This is a genomic window from Tetragenococcus muriaticus DSM 15685 (assembly GCF_000423785.1).
In the GTDB taxonomy this organism is placed as follows: Bacteria; Bacillota; Bacilli; order Lactobacillales; family Enterococcaceae; genus Tetragenococcus; species Tetragenococcus muriaticus.
The window spans coordinates 57,531-75,571 of the sequence record NZ_AUIQ01000001.1 but is presented as its reverse complement, the minus strand read 5'-3'; the positions used below and the strand labels follow the sequence as shown (position 1 = coordinate 75,571).

The window sequence follows — 18,041 nt, the reverse complement described above, 5'->3', positions numbered from 1 at the left end:
TCTTTAAACTCTTAAGCATTAGCCTTTTGATTAAATGCCTGAATCAAATTAATTGTTACAACACTCGTATCTGCAAAATAATCCGCTACATGTTGTTTCTTACGTGTAAAAATGGTGGGTACATATCCCAAATACAAAAGTGGATTGAACTGTAAGATAAAGCGAGCAAAAGTTTCTCTAATCAACACTGTTTTCCAAGTTAATTTTTTTTCAGTTAAACAAATGACACGAATGCCAAAAATCATTTTTCCAACCGTCTGCCCTCGATTTAATTTAGTCAATAAAGTAAAGTAGGCCAGATAAATAACTAAAGAAAGCAAACCATACACACTAAAAAAATCAGCTGAACGTTCAAATCCTATCCAACCAAAAGTGACATCTAAAACAACCGTAGTAATAGCGTTAATACAAAGTAAATCTATTACAAAAGCAAATGCTCGGATCCAAAACCCTGCAAAAAAATAATTAGGAAAATCATTAGGATACTGTTTTTGCTCGGACTTTTCTTCATATTGCTTCCATTCAGCCTTCTTTTGATCCACTTCATCTTTGGTATATTCTTCAGATTTAAAAGAAGTTAAAACTTTTTGATAAAAGTTTTTTTGATCCTTTTCATTTTCTTGTTCGGACATCTTTTTATTCACCTCCATAATAATACATTGGTTTAGGTGCTTCAGGTGTACCGATACGGTCAATGACATTAAGCATGCGATCAGTATCCGATTGTTTAATCCCCTTCGTTTGAGCGATCTTAGATCCTAACCAAGTACGGTCAAACCCAGTAGTTGCAATATCGTATTCAAAAACTTGTGCATTTTGTAATTGTTCATCTTCTTTTAAAGTGACTAGTGCATCTTCAGGAAAACCCAATTCATCTATTAAATCATTATCTCGAGCTTGCTGACCATCATAGATACGCCCATCAGCAATTTCGCGCACTTGGTCTTCTGACATATCTCGTCCATTAGCAACAACTTCAACAAAACGATCGTAAGAGTTATCGACATATTCTTGCATTACCTGCTCGTCTTCTTCTGAAGGTTCTCTTGTAGCTGATCCCATGTCTTTTAGTGGACCACTTTTATACGTTTGATCTTCAATGCCTAAATTGTCCATTAACTCAGAGAAATTCATACCAGACATAATAACACCAATGGAACCAGTTAATGTTTCCGAAGTTGCAAAAATTTTATCTGCTGAAGCAGAAACATAGTAACCACCACTTGCGCCCATATTCTTCATACTAACGTAAACTGGAATATCTTCTGCTTGAATTTCTCGAATTTCTTTCGCAATTTCAGCACTTTCATAGACTCCTCCGCCAGGGGTGTTGATCTCTAAAAGAACGGCTGATACTGAAGGGTCCTCTTGCACTTCCTCTAATTGGTCCAAGAAGAATTGATGATTATACCCTTCCCCTGAAAAAAAGCTATTTTCTCCAGTGTTAGCAATTGTTCCATCGATGGAAAGTTGAGCAATTCTTTGACCGTCTTCTCCTTCTTCAACAACGTTTTCTCTTATTTCGTTTGAACCAAATAATGCTGCATCCATCCCGCTTAGTGATTCTTCTTCTGGGTCTTCAGACATAAATGAAGCAACAGATGAAAATATAAATAACCCAGCAGCAATAAAAACAGCAATCCAGCGTCTTCTATTCATTTGACCTCTCCTTTTTTACTCCTAAAATAATAACAAACCATGCGTCCCCTATTTTAACGAAAGTTCCTTATTTAGTATAGAAAAAAGCAAAAATTATTTTGACTATCATCTAGACCAATTAAATCATTTATGAAATCTTCTTGACTTAAAATCAATTTATGTATATCATTACCAGTGTATTTCTAAAAAATAAATAACAAGGAGGGGAACTATACCATTAAAGGAAAGCGCCAGGTCTGTTTTGAACAGAAGACGAGGAAAGAGCTTATCGAAAATTTCGGCGGGTGGCTCTAGGGTCTGCACTCTAAAGACAAGAACAAAGACAAGCTGTGAGGCTTGCAACAAAAACTTGTCGGGCAGTTAGAAATACATAATGTTAAAGGAAAGTAGGAATCTCATTATGTGTGGAATTGTAGGAATTGTAGGAAAAAGTCATGCGGAACAAGTCATTATTAACGGTTTACACCGTTTAGAATATCGTGGATATGATTCAGCTGGTCTATTTGTATCAGATGGAAAACAGGAACATTTGATCAAGTCACAAGGCCGTATCAAAAATCTACAAGAAAAAGTCACAAGTGAAGTAAATGGAACAATAGGTATCGGACACACGCGTTGGGCAACTCACGGCAAACCAGCCGAGGAAAATGCACATCCTCATACTTCACAAGATGGAAAATTAGAACTAGTTCACAATGGCGTTATTGAAAACTTTGAAGAACTTGCAGAAAAATATCTGGCAAATGAAACATTTTATGGCCAAACAGACACTGAAATTGTAGTCAATTTGATCGCTTCTTTTATGAAAAACGAAGGGTTAACTACAAAAGAAGCTTTCCAAAAAGCCCTTACTGTGATTCGTGGTTCATACGCTTTTGCTTTAATTAACAATGAAGAACCTGATACGATTTATGTTGCTAAAAACAAAAGTCCTCTACTGATTGGTTTAGGTTCTGACTTTAATGTTATCGCTAGTGATGCTTTAGCTGTTTTGGATCAAACGCATGAATTTGTAGAAATTGCCGACAATGAGTTGGTAACTGTTACAGCAGATAAGGTTACTATCGAAAACCAAGATGGCGAAATCGTTCACCGTGATTCTTATCAAGCACAATTAGATGCTTCAGATATCGAAAAAGGAACTTACCCTTTTTACATGCTAAAAGAAATTGACGAACAACCGACTGTTATGCGTAAATTAACGCAAGAATATCGAGACGAATACGGCAATGTCAATATTGATAGCCAGTTGGTTAATGAAGTAGCCGCAAGTGATCGAATCTATATCATAGCTTGTGGGACTAGTTATAATGCTGGATGGGCTGCTAAAAGTCTGATTGAATCCGTAACTCAAATTCCTGTTGAGGTTCAACTATCTAGCGAGTTTGGTTACAATATGCCTTTATTATCTGAAAAACCTTTCTTTATTTTCTTAACTCAAAGCGGAGAAACAGCAGATAGTCGCCAAGTGTTAGTACAAACCAATCAGTTAGGTTTTCCTTCATTAACAATTACAAACGTTGCTGGGTCAACATTATCCAGAGAAGCTAAATATACTTTACTTCTTCATGCCGGCCCAGAAATTGCCGTTGCTTCAACAAAAGCTTACACTGCGCAAATTGCCATGCTTGCGATTTTGACACAAGCTGTAGGAGAATTAAAAAATAGCGAAGCTAGTCTTTCGTTTGATGCTTTCCATGAACTATCGATTATCGCTACGGGTATGGAAGCAATGGTTGACGAAAAAGACTATCTTTCTAATCTAGTTAAACAGTATTTGAGCACTACTCGCAATGCTTTTTATATTGGTCGTGGGAATGATTATTTCGTTGCCTCAGAAGCGGCTTTGAAGTTAAAAGAAATTTCTTATGTCCAAGCAGAAGGATTTGCAGCTGGAGAATTAAAACACGGGACAATTGCTTTGATTGAAGAAGGTACTCCTGTATTAGGGATTATTACTGAAGAAAAGACTGGACCTCATACACGCGGAAATCTAAAAGAAGTTGAAAGCCGTGGAGCTAACACCATTGTGCTTGTTACAGAAGATTTGGCTCGTCCGGGTGATCAAGTGATATTACCCAAAGTACATCCTTTATTAACAAGCTTAGTCGCTGTTATCCCAACACAACTTATCGCCTATTATGCTTCTATGCAACGCGGATATGACGTTGATAAACCAAGAAATTTGGCTAAATCCGTCACAGTAGAATAAAGTAAAAAAGCTTGCGATTGTCTTTTTAAGACAGTGCAAGCTTTTTTACTCTTCCGTTATTCAGCGTAAGCCTTAACTTCATAGGAAGCATAAGGATAATCACCAATAATCTTTGACACTGGACAACGATTTGCCGCTGTATCAATATAAGTTTTTGCTTCATCAATGCTTAAACCATCAATCGCAGCATAAGCTTTCAACTCAAAAAAGTGTTCTTTTGTGTTTTCATCTTCGCAGTAATCAATCGTAACGTCTACCCTACTCTTTTTTTCTATCCCTTTACTTTGTAAAAGAATTTCAATTGTTGAGTTAAAACAAGTTGCCCAAGAAAGACCGATTAATTGTTCGGGGTTTGTTCCTGCATCTGTGCTTATCGGACTGGAAGTAACTACTGCTAACTCATGATTGCCTTTTACATAAGCTGTGCCATTGAGTCCTTGATCATTTGTTACTTTAGTTTGGTATAAATATTTCATATACAAAACCTCCCCTAATATTTTGTACTTATTATACCCTTATTATTGTTATTCCAAAAGAAAAACTGTCCAAACGATTTTATACTAAATAGCTGATATTTATGCTAAAATAAAAACACGAGATTGAATAGAGAAAGGAATATTTATGGAAACTATCACAAATTTTAGAGAATTAGGTGGACTTAAGAATCGTCAAGGAGAAGTGATTGCTAAAAATAAATTACTACGTTCCGGGGAATTAACCCGCGTTTCTTCTCAAGAACAAAATAAACTATTAGAAAACTATCGTTTAGGAAAAATCATAGACTTACGTTCCACTAAAGAAATTGAGGAGCGTCCGGACGAAAAATTTAAACAAGCAGAATACGTACATATTGATATTTTTAAAAATGTCGAAGGTCAAGGAACAGGTCTTGATGATTTTAAAGAAATTGATTCTCCTGAGATAGCTCGTAATTATATGCATGAAACTTACCGAACCATGGCAGTTAACCCTAGCGCCTAAAATGGCTTTCGAAAAATGATCGAATCTGCCTTAAGTATTGATTCCGATAAAAGCTTTCTTTTCCACTGTTTTGCCGGCAAAGATCGGACAGATATTTCTGCTGCCTTACTTTTAGAAATTTTACAAGTTCCAAAAGAGACGATCTATAAAGATTATTTGAAAACTAATGCAATGCGCGTACAAGAAAACGACGAAGTCATCGCCCAAGCAATTAAAGAAGGCGCTCATAGTAAAACAATCGATGCTTTAAAGATTGCTTTAACGGTTGATCGTTCTTATTTAGATACTTTTTATAAAACAGTTGAAGAAGAATTTGGAAACATCCAGCAGTTTTTGACAGAAGAATTACAAATTACTCCTTCTATGCAAAATGATTTACGTTCATTGTATTTAGCAAATAGTAGATAGCCTATTTTGGGAGGCACGTATATGACTGTTAAGCGTTTTGTCCAACTTTTTATTTGCTACTTTATTTCTATGGCTCTAGCTATTTTTATTACGCAAGCTTTTCCTATAAGTAACATTTGGACATTCATTATAATAGCCGCAATTATTGGTTATATTATTTTAATTATCCCTTTAACAATATTAACTATTTTAAAAAATAAACGTTGAAAATGAATAAAAAACTCCCTTCCATCGCCTTGTATAGAGGTTTATTGGACTGGGAGTCTTTTTATTGTTTTATTTTAATTCTTCTTATGAAGAAAATACAAGTTTTCCTTTATAATAGCTGCTACAGACTTTTGATTGACGCGCTACAAATTCTGCGCTACATGAACTATCTACCAGGGTAAATGTGGCCTCGTCTCCTTCTTGTAACCACAAATTATCACCAACTATTTTCTTACCTGTAACTAACTCTAAGCAATCTGTTAATCCATCTTGAGTGGTTATATTGAAGATTTCAGCATATCGATTTAACTTTTCTAATACATTACCGTTTCCAAATGGAGACCAGGAATCATAAACATTATCACAGCCTAATGACACATCTACCCCAAATTGTCGTAACTCTTCTAAAGGTGGAATCACACCATTAAGTGGAACGCTAGATATGACTGAAATCTGTTGATCTACTAATTGTTGGAAAAATTCTTTTCTTTCATTTCCTATAAAATCATTTAAACCAAAAGCATGGCTAATCGTTACTTTATTTTGCCAATGACTTTCTTTTGTTAATTTCAATAATTCATAAAAGGTCTTTTTCCCTTCTTCTCCTCGTTCGTGAACATGAATATCAACAGGAGCATTAAATTGTGTTGCTAGGTCAAATGTTTGGTATAAAGATTTTTCAGTATTTCCATCAAGAACAGTTGGATCGACACCTCCAATAAGGTCTGCCCCATTTGTCAAAGCTGTTTTTACATCTTCATAAGCATTTGAAAGTAACATTCCATGTTGAGGAAAAGCAACTAACTGAGAAGCAAACATTCCCTTATAATCTTGTAAAGTTTCTATCGTTTGTTGTAAAAACTTTTGTCCTACTTTAGGATGAACATCAATGTGAGAACGAAAGAAACTAACACCATGTCGTCTCTCCTTCTCAATTAATTTTTTCATTCGTGTAGAAAAGGCAACGTCCAACTCGTTTAATTCTTCGATCTCTTTGGTAAAACGTTCCACAATTGAAGCAGCAGGAGTAATCGGTCTCCAAGAAGCGCCCAACTTACTTTTATCAAAATGACAATGCTTTTCTTGGATACCAGGCAAAATTAAGTACCCTTGGCCATCTACTTTTTCATACCCGTCTTGTCTTTTTTGATGAGGGCGGGTTTTACTAACTTCATCATTTTCAATAAATAAGTCTACTACTTGTGTGTTCGTTCCTGAAATAAAAGAACCTTCTTTTATATAATCCGTTTCAATTTTTACATTTTGTAACCATTTAGCCATGAGTTTGTTCTCCTTAACTTAGATTTAGCACTTTTTCTACATAAGCAGTCATTTGCTCGGCAGAAATTTTCGCCTTATGGTTTATTTTGGTATGCTCTAGCTCTTGAATACTTTCAGGTAAAGGACGATTCACATATTGTTTTAACTCCTCTAACGCTGCAAAATCCTCTTTAGTAGTTGCTTGCTTTTTAATTGCTTGTAAGACTGATTGTGGAAATTTGTAAGGACTAGCTGTTGAAAGTACTACAGTTGAAAGCTCTTCTTTTTCCTGATATTTTTCTGCCACACAAGTAGCTACAGCTGTATGTGGATCAATAACATAGTTTGACTTTTCATACATTTTTCGAACCGTTTGCTCTGTTTCTTTTTCACGAGCAAAATCAGCCAAAAAATCGGTTAGGCCTTCTTTCATTTTCGGTGTAATTGTATATTTACCATTTTCGTTTAGTTCTTTCATTAATTTTGTTGTTTGTTTGCTGTCTTCTTTTGTTAAATAAAAAATTAAACGTTCCAAATTACTAGAAACTAAAATATCCATAGAAGGTGAAGAAGTGACATAAAACGGCCGATTACGATCATAATTTCCCGTTTGGAAAAAATCAGTCAATACATTATTTTGGTTAGAAGCACAAATTAAATGACGAATGGGCACACCAATTTTTTTAGCATAAAATCCAGCCAAAATATTTCCAAAGTTTCCTGTAGGAACAGAGACATTTATTTCTTCACCGTTTTTAATTTCTCCTGATTTTACGAGCCTGCTATAAGCGTAAACATAATACACAATCTGAGGGACTAAGCGTCCAATATTAATCGAATTTGCAGAAGAAAACACTTTGTTATTTCGTGCCATTTTAGCTCGTAAGTTTTCATCATTAAAGAGTTGTTTTACCTTTGTTTGAGCATCATCGAAATTCCCTTCAATCGCAGCGACAGATGTATTTTTCCCTTTTTGAGTAAGCATCTGTCTTTTTTGAATAGGACTTACGCCATTTTCTGGATAAAAAACAATAATTTGCGTATTTTCTACATTGGCAAAACCTTCCATAGCCGATTTACCAGTATCTCCTGAAGTCGCAGTTAAAATAACAATTTCTTGATCCCAATGATTTTTTTGTGCCGCTTTTTTCATCAAATACGGCAAAATGGACAGAGCAACGTCTTTAAAGGCTAAAGTGGGACCATGAAATAATTCTAGATAATATTGTTTTCCTACTTTAACTAAAGGCGTAATAGTTTCATCTTCAAACTTTTGGTCATAAGCTTGCTCGATACAGTCTCTTAATTCTTCTTGGCTAAAATCTGGTAAAAATAACTGCATAATTTGCACAGCAATTTCTTGGTAACTTAGTCTTGCTAATTTAGCAAAATCCAAATCTGCCTTAGGGATTTCTGTAGGAACGTATAAACCGCCATCTATTGCTAGACCTTGCAAAATTGCTTGTGAAGCTGAAACCACGTTTTCAGGGTCTCGTGTGCTTTTATAAAGTAAAGCCATGATTTGTCTCCTCTTTTTTTATTTCCCTTTAATATATCATAAAGTAGCCTAATTAAACATATATATTCTTATTTTTTGAATTATGGTATAGTAGAATTGAATAAACAGCTAAGGTGGTGGGATGATTGCCAAGTTTGAAAGAAAGAATTATCACAAAAAGTAAACAATTGGGCATTGATAAAATTGGTTTCACCACTGCTGAACCTTTTGACGAGCTTAAAGACTCCTTAGTTGCGCAAAAAGCGGCTGGTCATACTTCTGGCTTTGAACATCCGAATATCGACGAGCGTTTATACCCAGAGTTAACCTTTGATAATCCACAAAGTATTATCGCTATCGCTTTAGCTTATCCGACAAAAATCCATGAAAAAGTTCCTAGAGATGAAAAGCGTGGACAATTTGCCCGCGCTTCTTGGGGAATAGATTATCATGATATTTTAAATGATCGTTTAACTAAATTAATCGAGTTTATAAAAAAAGAAGCTCAAGATGCAAGTGAAGCTTCAACTTGGCGTTTTGCGCCCCAGGTTGATACGGGCGAGTTAGTGGATGTTGCTGTGGCTCAACGTGCAGGTCTAGGTTTTATCGGTAGAAATGGCTTATTAATTACTGAAGAATATGGGTCATTTGTTTATTTGGGCGAAATCATTACTAACATTCAATTTGAGCCTGATACGCCAAAAGCTTTTGCCTGTGGTGACTGTACTCGTTGTATAACTCAATGTCCGACTGGCGCATTATTAGGCGATGGTAAGATGGATGCGCAAAAGTGCCTCTCCTACCAGACACAAACTAAAGGCATGATGCCTAAAAAATATCGTAAGCAAATGCATAACGTCATTTACGGTTGCGATATTTGTCAACTTGTATGTCCATATAATCAAGGGAAAGATTTCCATTTTCACCAAGAGATGGAATCTTCGGTAGAAGAAGTACGTCCTAAATTAGCGCCTATGTTATCCATGTCTAATAAAGAATTCAAAAAACAGTTTAGCCATTTGTCAGGTTTTTGGCGTGGGAAAAAACCACTGCAGCGAAATGCGCTTATCGCTTTAGCTAATTTAGGCGGCCGCGAAAGTTTGGTTAAGATTTTTCAATGTTTGGAAGACCCTCGTCCAGTGATTCGCGGCACTGCCGTTTGGTCCATTGGTGAGTTAACCAAAAAGCAACCGGATCAAGCGATTGACCTACTTTATGAACTACAAGAAAAAGAAACAGATACAGATGTTTTACAAGAACTGAAAGAAACAATCATGATGCTCGAAACACGTAAGAAAGACATGTAATATAAATGTTTATTTATGTCACATGTCCTTCTTTTTTTATAATTTTTAAAAATAGTCGTCGAAAAATGGGACTTAAAATTAAATAAAAACCACCATTTCCTATAGCATGCAAAAAATCAAAGGAAAAACCAGAAAGATAATAAGGCCAAAATTGAGGAATGCCGTAGATTGTTACGTCTACACAAGCCATAATAAAACCATACAAAAAACCAGCACAAATGCTAAAAATTACTTGCAAAAGTAGACTTTGACGAAACAGAGAGGAAGCTCGGCTAAAAAGAGCCATTAAACAAATAATGACTGCAAAAGAAAGTATTTGAGCAATCGTCCAAATGCCCATTCCTAAATAAATATTGGTAATTAATACAGATAAAATATTAACAAGAAGTCCACGGAAGACCCCTAAATGTAATGTAAGGATTAAAAAAATGGCCGTCATCGGCTGAATATTGGGTAAGAATTGAAACAACAGTCTACCTACTGTACAAGTAGCTATGATCATCGCCAAATAGGCCAATTCATAAGTCGAAAAAAACGAGTCACGTTGTTTCATATTAACTACGAGTCCCCTTCACTCAGAAATTCAATCCGAAATTTTAGAAAATAGGTCGGATTGTTACGACTTTTATACCAAGCAAAAATACTAAAAATGAATGCACCTACACTATTAATCAATAAATCGCCCATAGTGTCTTGTAAGGCTTGTTGTCCTGCAAGAGGCACCCTGTTTTCTTTGTATCGTTGTAAATTCATATCAAATAATGTATCCCCATTCCATTCCCAAAACTCCCAAAAAACGCCACATACACCAGCAAAGGAAAATCCAAAAATAAGAAAGAGCCAAGACGATAATAATGTTAAATTTTTTTCTTTTCGAAATTCACTTATTATCCCATACCCAATAGCCGTCAAAATCATAGGACTGATCAAATGTAATAACTTATCCCATAATGGAATAAGCGACATGAAGTGTAAACAAGTTCCCAGAAAAATAGCCAGCCATAAGAAAAACCAATAAAAATAGACAATAAAGTTAGCGAATTTTAAATGAAAAATTTTATTTAAAAAATCTGGTGCATAAATGAGTAAAATGCCAGCTGCACCAACGATTTTAATAAAAGTCCTTATCGCTAAAGCAAGTCCCATAAATTATTCCCAGATAATAATGACTAGCGTCAAGAAACCAAATAAAACGAATCTCCGCTGCCATTTTATATAGCTATTCATCGACTTTACCCTGAGTGACAAATTGCTGGATTCCTTCTAAAAGCGCCTCTTCTGAAGGATAAACTTGTCCGTTTAACTTAATTAATCCTACCGTATACAAATTCAAATAGTGAAACTGATTTTCGGCTACCGTTCCAAGAGCTTCCAACTTTTGCTGGTTATCAGCACCTTGTTGTCTGGAATCTGTATACAATCCTAAAATCGGAATATGATTGGCATAAGCAATCCCTATTTCTGAAGCTACGCCACTATCAATGGTAACACCATCTAGTAAGGCAATCATCAATTGGCTCTCTTCCACTTTTTTAGTATCTGCTAAAGCAATCATTTTACTATCTGCATAAGCTGCTTTATCGTTAATTGTATCGTTTTCTTGGGGTAAATAAATTTTTAACTGTGGATATTGTTTCCGTATTTTTTCAACTAAATAAGAATTATAAATTTGCTCACTTTTAGCAAACATTGGTGCTGCAAAATAAATATTCATTCGATCCCTCCTCCATATGAATTAAACTTCAAATAATCACATCTACTCTATCAAATCCATAAAGTAATTACTAGTAAAAATTCCCTTATACTTTAAGTGATTCTTTCAAATCGCTTTTATTCTTTCTTTTTGATTGGTATAATAAGTAAGCTGAAGCAAAAGAAACGAGGAATGATTTCATGGATAATTTAGAAGAGATGAAACAACGACAAAAGATGATTCGTAATTTTTCAATCATCGCTCATATCGACCACGGAAAGTCCACTTTAGCCGATCGAATTTTAGAACAGACACATACCGTCACTTCAAGAGAAATGCAAGATCAGTTATTAGATTCAATGGATTTAGAAAGAGAACGTGGTATAACAATCAAATTAAATACCGTTGAGCTAAAATATACAGCAAATGACGGACAAACTTACCTATTTCATTTGATCGACACACCTGGACATGTCGATTTTTCTTACGAAGTGTCACGTAGCTTGGCAGCTTGTGAAGGAGCTATTTTAATTGTAGATGCTGCTCAAGGTATCGAAGCTCAAACATTAGCGAACGTTTATCTAGCTGTCGATAATAATTTAGAAATTTTACCTGTTATTAATAAAGTTGACCTCCCAGCTGCTGATCCCGAACGCGTGAAACAAGAAATCGAAGACGTCATTGGTATTGATGCAAGCCAAGCTGTTTTGGCTAGTGCAAAATCTGGTTTAGGTATCGAAGAAATTTTAGAGCAGGTAGTTCACACCGTCCCTGCCCCAGCTGGAGATATTAACGCTCCTTTAAAAGCGTTGATTTTTGATTCCGTTTATGATGTGTACCGGGGAGTTGTTTTGAGTATACGTATTATCGATGGTGTCGTCCATCCTGGAGACCGTATCCAATTAATGAATAATGGCAAAATATTTGAGGTAAGTGAAATTGGTATCTTTTCCCCTAAAGCTATCGCCCGCGATTACTTAATGGTAGGCGAAGTTGGTTATATGACGGCTGCTATCAAAACAGTACAAGATACTCGTGTTGGAGATACGATTACTTTAGCAGACAATCCAGCACCTGAGCCTTTACCTGGCTATAAGCAAAAAAATCCCATGGTCTTTTGCGGAATGTATCCTGTAGATGCTTCCCGCTATAATGATTTACGTGAGGCTTTAGAAAAATTGCAATTAAATGATGCAGCTTTACAATTTGAAACAGAAGCTTCGCAAGCTTTAGGATTTGGTTTTCGTTGTGGATTTTTAGGAATGCTTCATATGGACGTAGTACAAGAACGTCTAGAAAGAGAAGCGAATTTAGATTTGATTACAACCGCTCCTTCTGTGGTTTATCATATTACAAAAACGGATGATACTGAGATTGATGTAGATAATCCAGCTGAATTCCCTGAATCTACTTATATTGAAAGTGTGGAAGAACCCTTTGTAAAGGCGGAAATCATGGTACCTAATGATTTCGTTGGACCAGTTATGGAATTATGCCAACGAAAGCGCGGTGACTTTGTCACAATGAATTACTTGGATGATTACCGAGTGAATGTCATCTATAATATCCCCCTTTCAGAGATTGTGTTTGATTTCTTTGATAAACTAAAATCAAATACAAAAGGATATGCCTCCTTAGATTATGAAATGACCGGTTATCGTACAAGTAACCTTGTAAAAATGGATATTTTGCTAAACGGAGACAAAATTGATGCATTAAGTTTTATAGTCCATCGTGAATTTGCTTATGAACGTGGGAAAGCCATCGTTGAAAAGCTAAAAAATCTTATTCCACGGCAACAATATGAAGTGCCTGTACAAGCAACAGTTGGCCAAAAAATTGTAGCTCGTTCTGATATCAAAGCATTACGTAAAAACGTCCTTGCTAAATGTTATGGCGGTGATGTTTCTCGTAAACGAAAATTATTAGAAAAGCAAAAAGAAGGAAAAAAACGAATGAAACAAGTTGGATCAATCGAAGTCCCTCAAGAAGCTTTTCTAGCTGTGCTTAAAATAGACGATGATGAAAATTAACACTAAAAAAGGTGAAAAAGATATTATGTTTATCTTTTTCACCTTCTTTCTAGTTAATTCTAAATTTAAAAAATGTTCTCTTTCTTTTTCGAACTTTTGTTCGTATAATATAGATAAAGGAAGTGATAAATATGAGTACACTACACCCTTACCAGGACCGTAAAAGATTAAAATGGATGGGATTTTACTTATCAGAACATACAGCGCAAATTGATCGTAATTTTCTAAAAAGTGATTCTGATGAAATAGAAGAAAAAAGGGAGATGAGTGAGCAAGAAGTCTCCCTGGTAATAGAAAAAGCACTGATCAAAGATAAATCCGTTACAGTTCAAACCAACCAACTTGTAGATTATCACTACTCTCCAGATATTCTTGGTAAAATACAAGGTTATAACGAAGAAGGTTTATTTATTGAAAAGAATTTTGTAGCCTATGATAAAATCAAACATATAGAAATGACTCAGCATCGCAACTGGTTTGATGTTGAGTGATACATATTAGAACAATGATTTATTTTTAATTCATTGTTTCTTTTTCCCTTTCTTTCATTTATGATATGAAGAGAGACCAAAATAACAGGAACAATTGAAGCGAGGTGCATGGATTGCAAAAAATAAAAATTGACTGGAATTATTGGTTTACACGTTTTTTATTTGTAATGGCAATAATTATTGGTTATAAATTAATTACAAATTATCAAGTGATATCCGATAGTTTGGCTAATTTATTAAACATTTTATCTCCTTTTATTACTGGTTTCATTTTTGCTTATCTTCTAAACGGCGCACAAAAGCGCCTGGAAAATCTCTTGCTAAAAACTCAGATTTCTTTTATAACTAAACATAGTCGGGGGATAAGTGTTTTAATTCTATACTTAATCATCTTCTATCTATTTTTCTTGGTATTAAACTACGTAGTTCCTTTGATTATTAACAATTTGATCGACCTACTTGGCTTGCTACCACAATTTTATAATTATTTGATGGATCTAATTACAAGACTAGAGTACGAAGGAGTTTTTGAGTCCTTAAATCTAGAAGAATTTTTACAAAACTTAACATCAGACTTTTCTCCAGAAAATTTATTACAGCAATGGACACAAGCCCTTACTTCATTGGGTGTAATCACTAGAAGTCTTTCTTCTTTTGTCCTTAATTGCTTTTTGACACTTATTATTTCCGTTTATGCTTTAGTCTTTAAGGATGGAATTTTATCATTTATCGATAAATTAGGGCAAAAAACTCTATCGGAAAACATTTATATAAGCAGTAAAAAATGGTTATCTGCGACACATACCATCTTTTATAAGTTTATCAGTTCCCGGTTTTTAGACGCTTGTGTTATAGGAATTCTTGCCTCAGTTATTCTTTACGCTTTGTATGTTCCCTTTGCGTTAACATTAGGTATTTTAACTGGTATTTGTAATATGATTCCTTATTTTGGTTCCATTTTTGCCTCGATCGTAATAACAATCATTACGTTCTTTAGTGCAGACTTTCAATTAGCATTAACAGCATTAATTTCATTACTTATCTTACAACAAATCGATGGAAACATTATTGGACCAAGAATTATGGGCGGAGCCTTGGATCTGAATCCGATTATTATCATCATATCTATTACAGTAGGCGGAGCTTATTTTGGTGTTTTAGGCATGTTTTTGGCAGTACCAATTGCGGCAATTCTAAAAATCATTACGATGAATTGGTTAGATGATTTTGAAGAAACCGAGTCATAAAATTATATAAAGACTATACGCCATGGAAGTAAAATTTCCATGGCGTTTTAATATTTCCAATAGACAATGGTTAATTACAATTTTACTCCCTGTCTTTAATATTTACTTCTCTTTTTAGCATTTACTTTCTACTTTTTGAGAAAAATAAAGGTAAATAGTTAGAGGAGCAAAAACTATGATAAATAAAATGCACGCACTCTCCCCTTCTATAATCTCAACAGTAGTCGCTGTTCCAGACATAAGGCTTCTTACAGTGGGAATTGCGTATGCCAGAATTAAATTTTTATTATAAGATCGATAAAAAAGAGCTACTCATTTAATAATCACTTCCGTATAAAGCAACGTTTGTAACCAAAAAACCGTCTACCAAAAGTTGATAGACGGTTTTTACATTTGTTCTTAACTTAAGGCTTGTTCTTCTACAGTTTCGTTTTGGAAAACTAAACGATTATCAAATAATTCAATAAGCACTTTCGTTTTTGGCATAACGCGACCAGAAACAATCTCTTTAGCTAAAGGTGTTTCTACTTCACGGGTAATAAAGCGACGCAGCGGTCTTGCACCGTAAGCAGGTTCATAAGCATTTTTGGCAATCCAACTTTTGGCTTCATCTGATATTTCCAGAAAAACCTCTTGTTGTTCTAATCGTTGTGATAGTTCTCCAATGATCTTTTCAACAATCCCTTTCATATCGTTTACACTTAACGGTGTAAAAAGAATCGTATCATCAATTCGATTAAGAAATTCTGGTTTAAATTCAGTTCTTAACAGACTCATAACTTGATCTTTTGCTTCTGCTGAGATTTCTCCTTGTTCAGATACTCCATCTAATAGCACTTGAGAGCCAGTGTTACTAGTCATAATTAAGACAGTATTTTTAAAGTTAACCATACGTCCCTTTGAATCTGTTAAACGACCATCGTCTAATACCTGTAGCAAAATATTAAAAACATCAGAATGAGCTTTTTCAATTTCATCTAATAAAATGATTGTATATGGATTACGTCTTACAGCCTCTGTCAATTGACCTCCTTCTTCATAGCCGACATAACCAGGAGGTGCTCCTACTAAACGAGAGACTGTATGTTTTTCCATGTACTCACTCATATCAATACGCACCATATGGTCTTCTGAGTCAAAAAGATTTTCGGCTAAAGCTTTTGCTAGTTCAGTTTTCCCTACACCAGTAGGTCCTAAAAACAGAAATGATCCTAATGGACGATTAGGGTTTTGCAACCCTGCGCGAGAACGGATAACTGCATCACTTACTGCATTAACAGCTTCATCTTGTCCAATGACGCGTTTGTGCAAAGTTTCGTTGAGCTTAAGAAGTTTGTCTCGTTCGCCTTCGACTAGTTTTGTTACTGGGATCCCTGTCAAGCGTCCTACAACTACTGCGATCTCATTTGCCGTAACTGATTCTTGAACCATCTTTAATACAGAAGGATCTTCTTTATTTTCTAGTTCTTTTAGTTCTTTTTCCAATTGAGGTACAGTTCCATGACGCAATTTAGCAGCTCGTTCTAGATCATAATTATTTTCCGCATCTTCTAATTCATGCTTAGCTTTATCGATTTCTGCTCGCTTATTAGATACTGCATTGACTTCTTCTTTTTCTGTTTCCCATTGCAACTTCATCGAGTTAACTTCTTCACGTAATTCAGCTAGTTCTTCTTGTAAGCTTTCTAAACGTTTTTTAGAAGCATCATCGCTTTCTTTTTTCAAAGCGGCTTCTTCGATTTCTAATTGCATTAAACGTCTTGTTACTTGATCTAATTCAGTAGGCATAGAATTCATTTCTACTCGAATATTTGCACAAGCTTCATCGACTAAATCAATAGCTTTATCTGGTAAATAACGATCCGTAATATAACGGTCAGATAGCGTAGCCGCAGCAACTAAAGCATTATCATGTATATTTACTCCGTGATGAATTTCGAAACGTTCTTTTAACCCACGTAAAATAGAAATCGTATCTTCTAACGTAGGTTCTTGTACCATAACTTTTTGCAAACGACGTTCTAAAGCTTTATCTTTTTCAATGTTTTCTCTATATTCGTCTAAAGTCGTTGCACCAATCATGTGTAGCTCGCCTCGAGCTAACATAGGTTTTAATAAGTTACCTGCATCCATACTGCCTTCTGTCTTACCTGCACCTACGATGTTATGAATTTCATCAATAAACAAAATAATGCGACCTTCGGCTTTTTTTACTTCTTTTAACACAGCTTTTAACCGTTCTTCAAATTCCCCACGATATTTAGCCCCTGCAATTAAGGCCCCCATATCCAAAGAAAAAACAGTTTTATCTTTTAAATTTTCCGGTACATCTTTTTTCACGATTCGTTGAGCCAGTCCTTCAACAATCGCTGTTTTACCAACACCAGGTTCACCGATTAATACAGGATTATTTTTTGTTTTGCGTGATAAGATCCGTATTACATCACGAATTTCTTCATCTCGTCCAATAATAGGATCCATCTTCCCATTTTTAACTTCTTGAACTAAATCAACGCCATATTTTTCGAGGGCTTCATATTGTTCTTCCTGATTTTGTGAGGTTACACGCTCTCCTTGTCGCATATTTTCAATTGCTTCGCGTACTTGCTTTTCCATGACTCCTTGATTTTTCAAAAATTTTGTTAATCGATAATTTTTTAACTTCATCAATGCTAGTAATACAACTTCAGTAGATAAAAATTCATCCTTATAATTTTCAGCTAATTGGTCAGCTTGATTCAATAAATGATATAAATTTTGACTAATATTTTGTCCATACTGAACATTTCCACCTTCAATACTTGGTAAACTGTCAATGGTTTGATCTATCTCACGTTCAAATGCTTCAAGATCAACATTTAGCTCTTTATAAAAATTTCGAGCAAATTGGTTTGGTTGTAAAAATATTTTCCATAAGTGAGCAATATCAATTTCTTGTTGTCGTCTAGTTACAGCAATTTGCTGTGCTTGAGCAATGACATTTTGTAATGTTGTTGTCATTTTTTCAATATTCATTTGTCTTCCCCCTCAAAAAGGTGAATTTAA

General features: G+C 35.0%; 15 protein-coding genes and 1 pseudogene. 7 read left to right on the top strand and 9 right to left on the bottom strand.

Going from position 1 to position 18,041, the window contains the following annotated elements; genetic code table 11:
- Positions 1-11: 11 nt before the first annotated feature.
- Entirely contained in the window at positions 12-653 is a 642-nt protein-coding gene (locus G577_RS0100360; protein WP_028789417.1) for an RDD family protein, read from the bottom strand.
- A complete protein-coding gene (sppA, locus tag G577_RS0100355) occupies positions 637-1,659 on the bottom strand; it encodes a signal peptide peptidase SppA (protein ID WP_028789416.1) in 1,023 nt (340 codons plus the stop codon). Before sppA ends, G577_RS0100360 begins: the two co-directional genes overlap by 17 nt.
- Positions 1,660-2,059: 400 nt before the next feature.
- Between sppA and glmS the strand changes: the two genes are divergently transcribed.
- Positions 2,060-3,871, top strand: a complete 1,812-nt coding sequence (glmS, locus tag G577_RS0100350; protein ID WP_028789415.1) for a glutamine--fructose-6-phosphate transaminase (isomerizing) — start codon at positions 2,060-2,062, stop codon at positions 3,869-3,871.
- Between the two features lie 56 nt (positions 3,872-3,927).
- Here glmS and G577_RS0100345 read toward each other — a convergent pair whose 3' ends face one another.
- On the bottom strand, positions 3,928-4,347 hold the full coding sequence (locus tag G577_RS0100345; protein ID WP_038023280.1) for an OsmC family protein: 420 nt from the start codon (positions 4,345-4,347) through the stop codon (positions 3,928-3,930).
- A gap of 145 nt (positions 4,348-4,492) precedes the next feature.
- On the opposite strand from G577_RS0100345, the pseudogene G577_RS10790 reads away from it, so the two are divergent.
- Positions 4,493-5,260: pseudogene (locus G577_RS10790) on the top strand (tyrosine-protein phosphatase).
- 21 nt (positions 5,261-5,281) lie between these two features.
- Positions 5,282-5,467: a hypothetical protein gene (locus tag G577_RS0100335; protein ID WP_028789413.1), complete on the top strand. Its 186-nt coding sequence runs from the start codon at positions 5,282-5,284 to the stop codon at positions 5,465-5,467.
- Between the two features lie 84 nt (positions 5,468-5,551).
- Here G577_RS0100335 and G577_RS0100330 read toward each other — a convergent pair whose 3' ends face one another.
- The gene (locus G577_RS0100330; RefSeq protein ID WP_028789412.1) at positions 5,552-6,748 is read right to left on the bottom strand and encodes an amidohydrolase; all 1,197 of its coding nucleotides are present in this window, start codon (positions 6,746-6,748) and stop codon (positions 5,552-5,554) included.
- 13 nt (positions 6,749-6,761) lie between these two features.
- Positions 6,762-8,246 (bottom strand): threonine synthase, encoded by a 1,485-nt coding sequence (thrC, locus tag G577_RS0100325; protein WP_028789411.1) that lies wholly within the window; start codon positions 8,244-8,246, stop codon positions 6,762-6,764.
- 125 nt (positions 8,247-8,371) lie between these two features.
- On the opposite strand from thrC, the gene queG reads away from it, so the two are divergent.
- A complete protein-coding gene (gene queG, locus G577_RS0100320) occupies positions 8,372-9,532 on the top strand; it encodes a tRNA epoxyqueuosine(34) reductase QueG (RefSeq protein ID WP_028789410.1) in 1,161 nt (386 codons plus the stop codon).
- 13 nt (positions 9,533-9,545) lie between these two features.
- Here the strand turns inward: queG and G577_RS0100315 are convergent, their stop codons facing one another.
- The 3 genes from G577_RS0100315 to G577_RS0100305 form a co-directional block, all read right to left on the bottom strand.
- Entirely contained in the window at positions 9,546-10,085 is a 540-nt protein-coding gene (locus G577_RS0100315) for a metal ABC transporter permease (protein ID WP_028789409.1), read from the bottom strand.
- A 5-nt stretch (positions 10,086-10,090) separates the two neighbouring features.
- Positions 10,091-10,678: a DUF2238 domain-containing protein gene (locus G577_RS10785; RefSeq protein ID WP_051176561.1), complete on the bottom strand. Its 588-nt coding sequence runs from the start codon at positions 10,676-10,678 to the stop codon at positions 10,091-10,093.
- Positions 10,679-10,751: 73 nt separating this feature from the next.
- Positions 10,752-11,246: a nucleoside 2-deoxyribosyltransferase gene (locus tag G577_RS0100305; protein ID WP_028789408.1), complete on the bottom strand. Its 495-nt coding sequence runs from the start codon at positions 11,244-11,246 to the stop codon at positions 10,752-10,754.
- A gap of 179 nt (positions 11,247-11,425) precedes the next feature.
- Here G577_RS0100305 and lepA point away from each other — a divergent pair, with 179 nt between their 5' ends.
- The 3 genes from lepA to G577_RS0100290 all read left to right on the top strand — a co-directional run bounded on the left by lepA (position 11,426) and on the right by G577_RS0100290 (position 14,996).
- The gene (lepA, locus tag G577_RS0100300) at positions 11,426-13,258 is read left to right on the top strand and encodes a translation elongation factor 4 (protein WP_028789407.1); all 1,833 of its coding nucleotides are present in this window, start codon (positions 11,426-11,428) and stop codon (positions 13,256-13,258) included.
- A 131-nt stretch (positions 13,259-13,389) separates the two neighbouring features.
- Positions 13,390-13,749, top strand: a complete 360-nt coding sequence (locus G577_RS0100295; protein WP_028789406.1) for a hypothetical protein — start codon at positions 13,390-13,392, stop codon at positions 13,747-13,749.
- A 113-nt stretch (positions 13,750-13,862) separates the two neighbouring features.
- Positions 13,863-14,996: an AI-2E family transporter gene (locus G577_RS0100290; RefSeq protein ID WP_038023307.1), complete on the top strand. Its 1,134-nt coding sequence runs from the start codon at positions 13,863-13,865 to the stop codon at positions 14,994-14,996.
- A gap of 399 nt (positions 14,997-15,395) precedes the next feature.
- On the opposite strand, the gene clpB is transcribed toward G577_RS0100290, so the two are convergent.
- Positions 15,396-18,011 carry an ATP-dependent chaperone ClpB gene (clpB, locus tag G577_RS0100280; protein ID WP_028789404.1) on the bottom strand — a complete coding sequence of 872 codons (2,616 nt, stop codon included), beginning with the start codon at positions 18,009-18,011 and terminating at the stop codon, positions 15,396-15,398.
- Between the last annotated feature and the right edge of the window lie 30 nt (positions 18,012-18,041).

Bases quoted from the DNA above. Each gene is read 5' to 3' on its own strand.
- G577_RS0100330 (WP_028789412.1), bottom strand. From the start codon at position 6,748: ATGGCTAAATGGTTACAAAATGTAAAAATTGAAACGGATTATATAAAA.
- glmS (WP_028789415.1), top strand. From the start codon at position 2,060: ATGTGTGGAATTGTAGGAATTGTAGGAAAAAGTCATGCGGAACAAGTC.
- G577_RS0100335 (WP_028789413.1), top strand. From the start codon at position 5,282: ATGACTGTTAAGCGTTTTGTCCAACTTTTTATTTGCTACTTTATTTCT.
- G577_RS0100305 (WP_028789408.1), bottom strand. From the start codon at position 11,246: ATGAATATTTATTTTGCAGCACCAATGTTTGCTAAAAGTGAGCAAATT.
- G577_RS0100345 (WP_038023280.1), bottom strand. From the start codon at position 4,347: ATGAAATATTTATACCAAACTAAAGTAACAAATGATCAAGGACTCAAT.
- thrC (WP_028789411.1), bottom strand. From the start codon at position 8,246: ATGGCTTTACTTTATAAAAGCACACGAGACCCTGAAAACGTGGTTTCA.
- sppA (WP_028789416.1), bottom strand. From the start codon at position 1,659: ATGAATAGAAGACGCTGGATTGCTGTTTTTATTGCTGCTGGGTTATTT.
- G577_RS0100295 (WP_028789406.1), top strand. From the start codon at position 13,390: ATGAGTACACTACACCCTTACCAGGACCGTAAAAGATTAAAATGGATG.
- G577_RS10785 (WP_051176561.1), bottom strand. From the start codon at position 10,678: ATGGGACTTGCTTTAGCGATAAGGACTTTTATTAAAATCGTTGGTGCA.
- G577_RS0100315 (WP_028789409.1), bottom strand. From the start codon at position 10,085: ATGAAACAACGTGACTCGTTTTTTTCGACTTATGAATTGGCCTATTTG.
- clpB (WP_028789404.1), bottom strand. From the start codon at position 18,011: ATGAATATTGAAAAAATGACAACAACATTACAAAATGTCATTGCTCAA.
- lepA (WP_028789407.1), top strand. From the start codon at position 11,426: ATGGATAATTTAGAAGAGATGAAACAACGACAAAAGATGATTCGTAAT.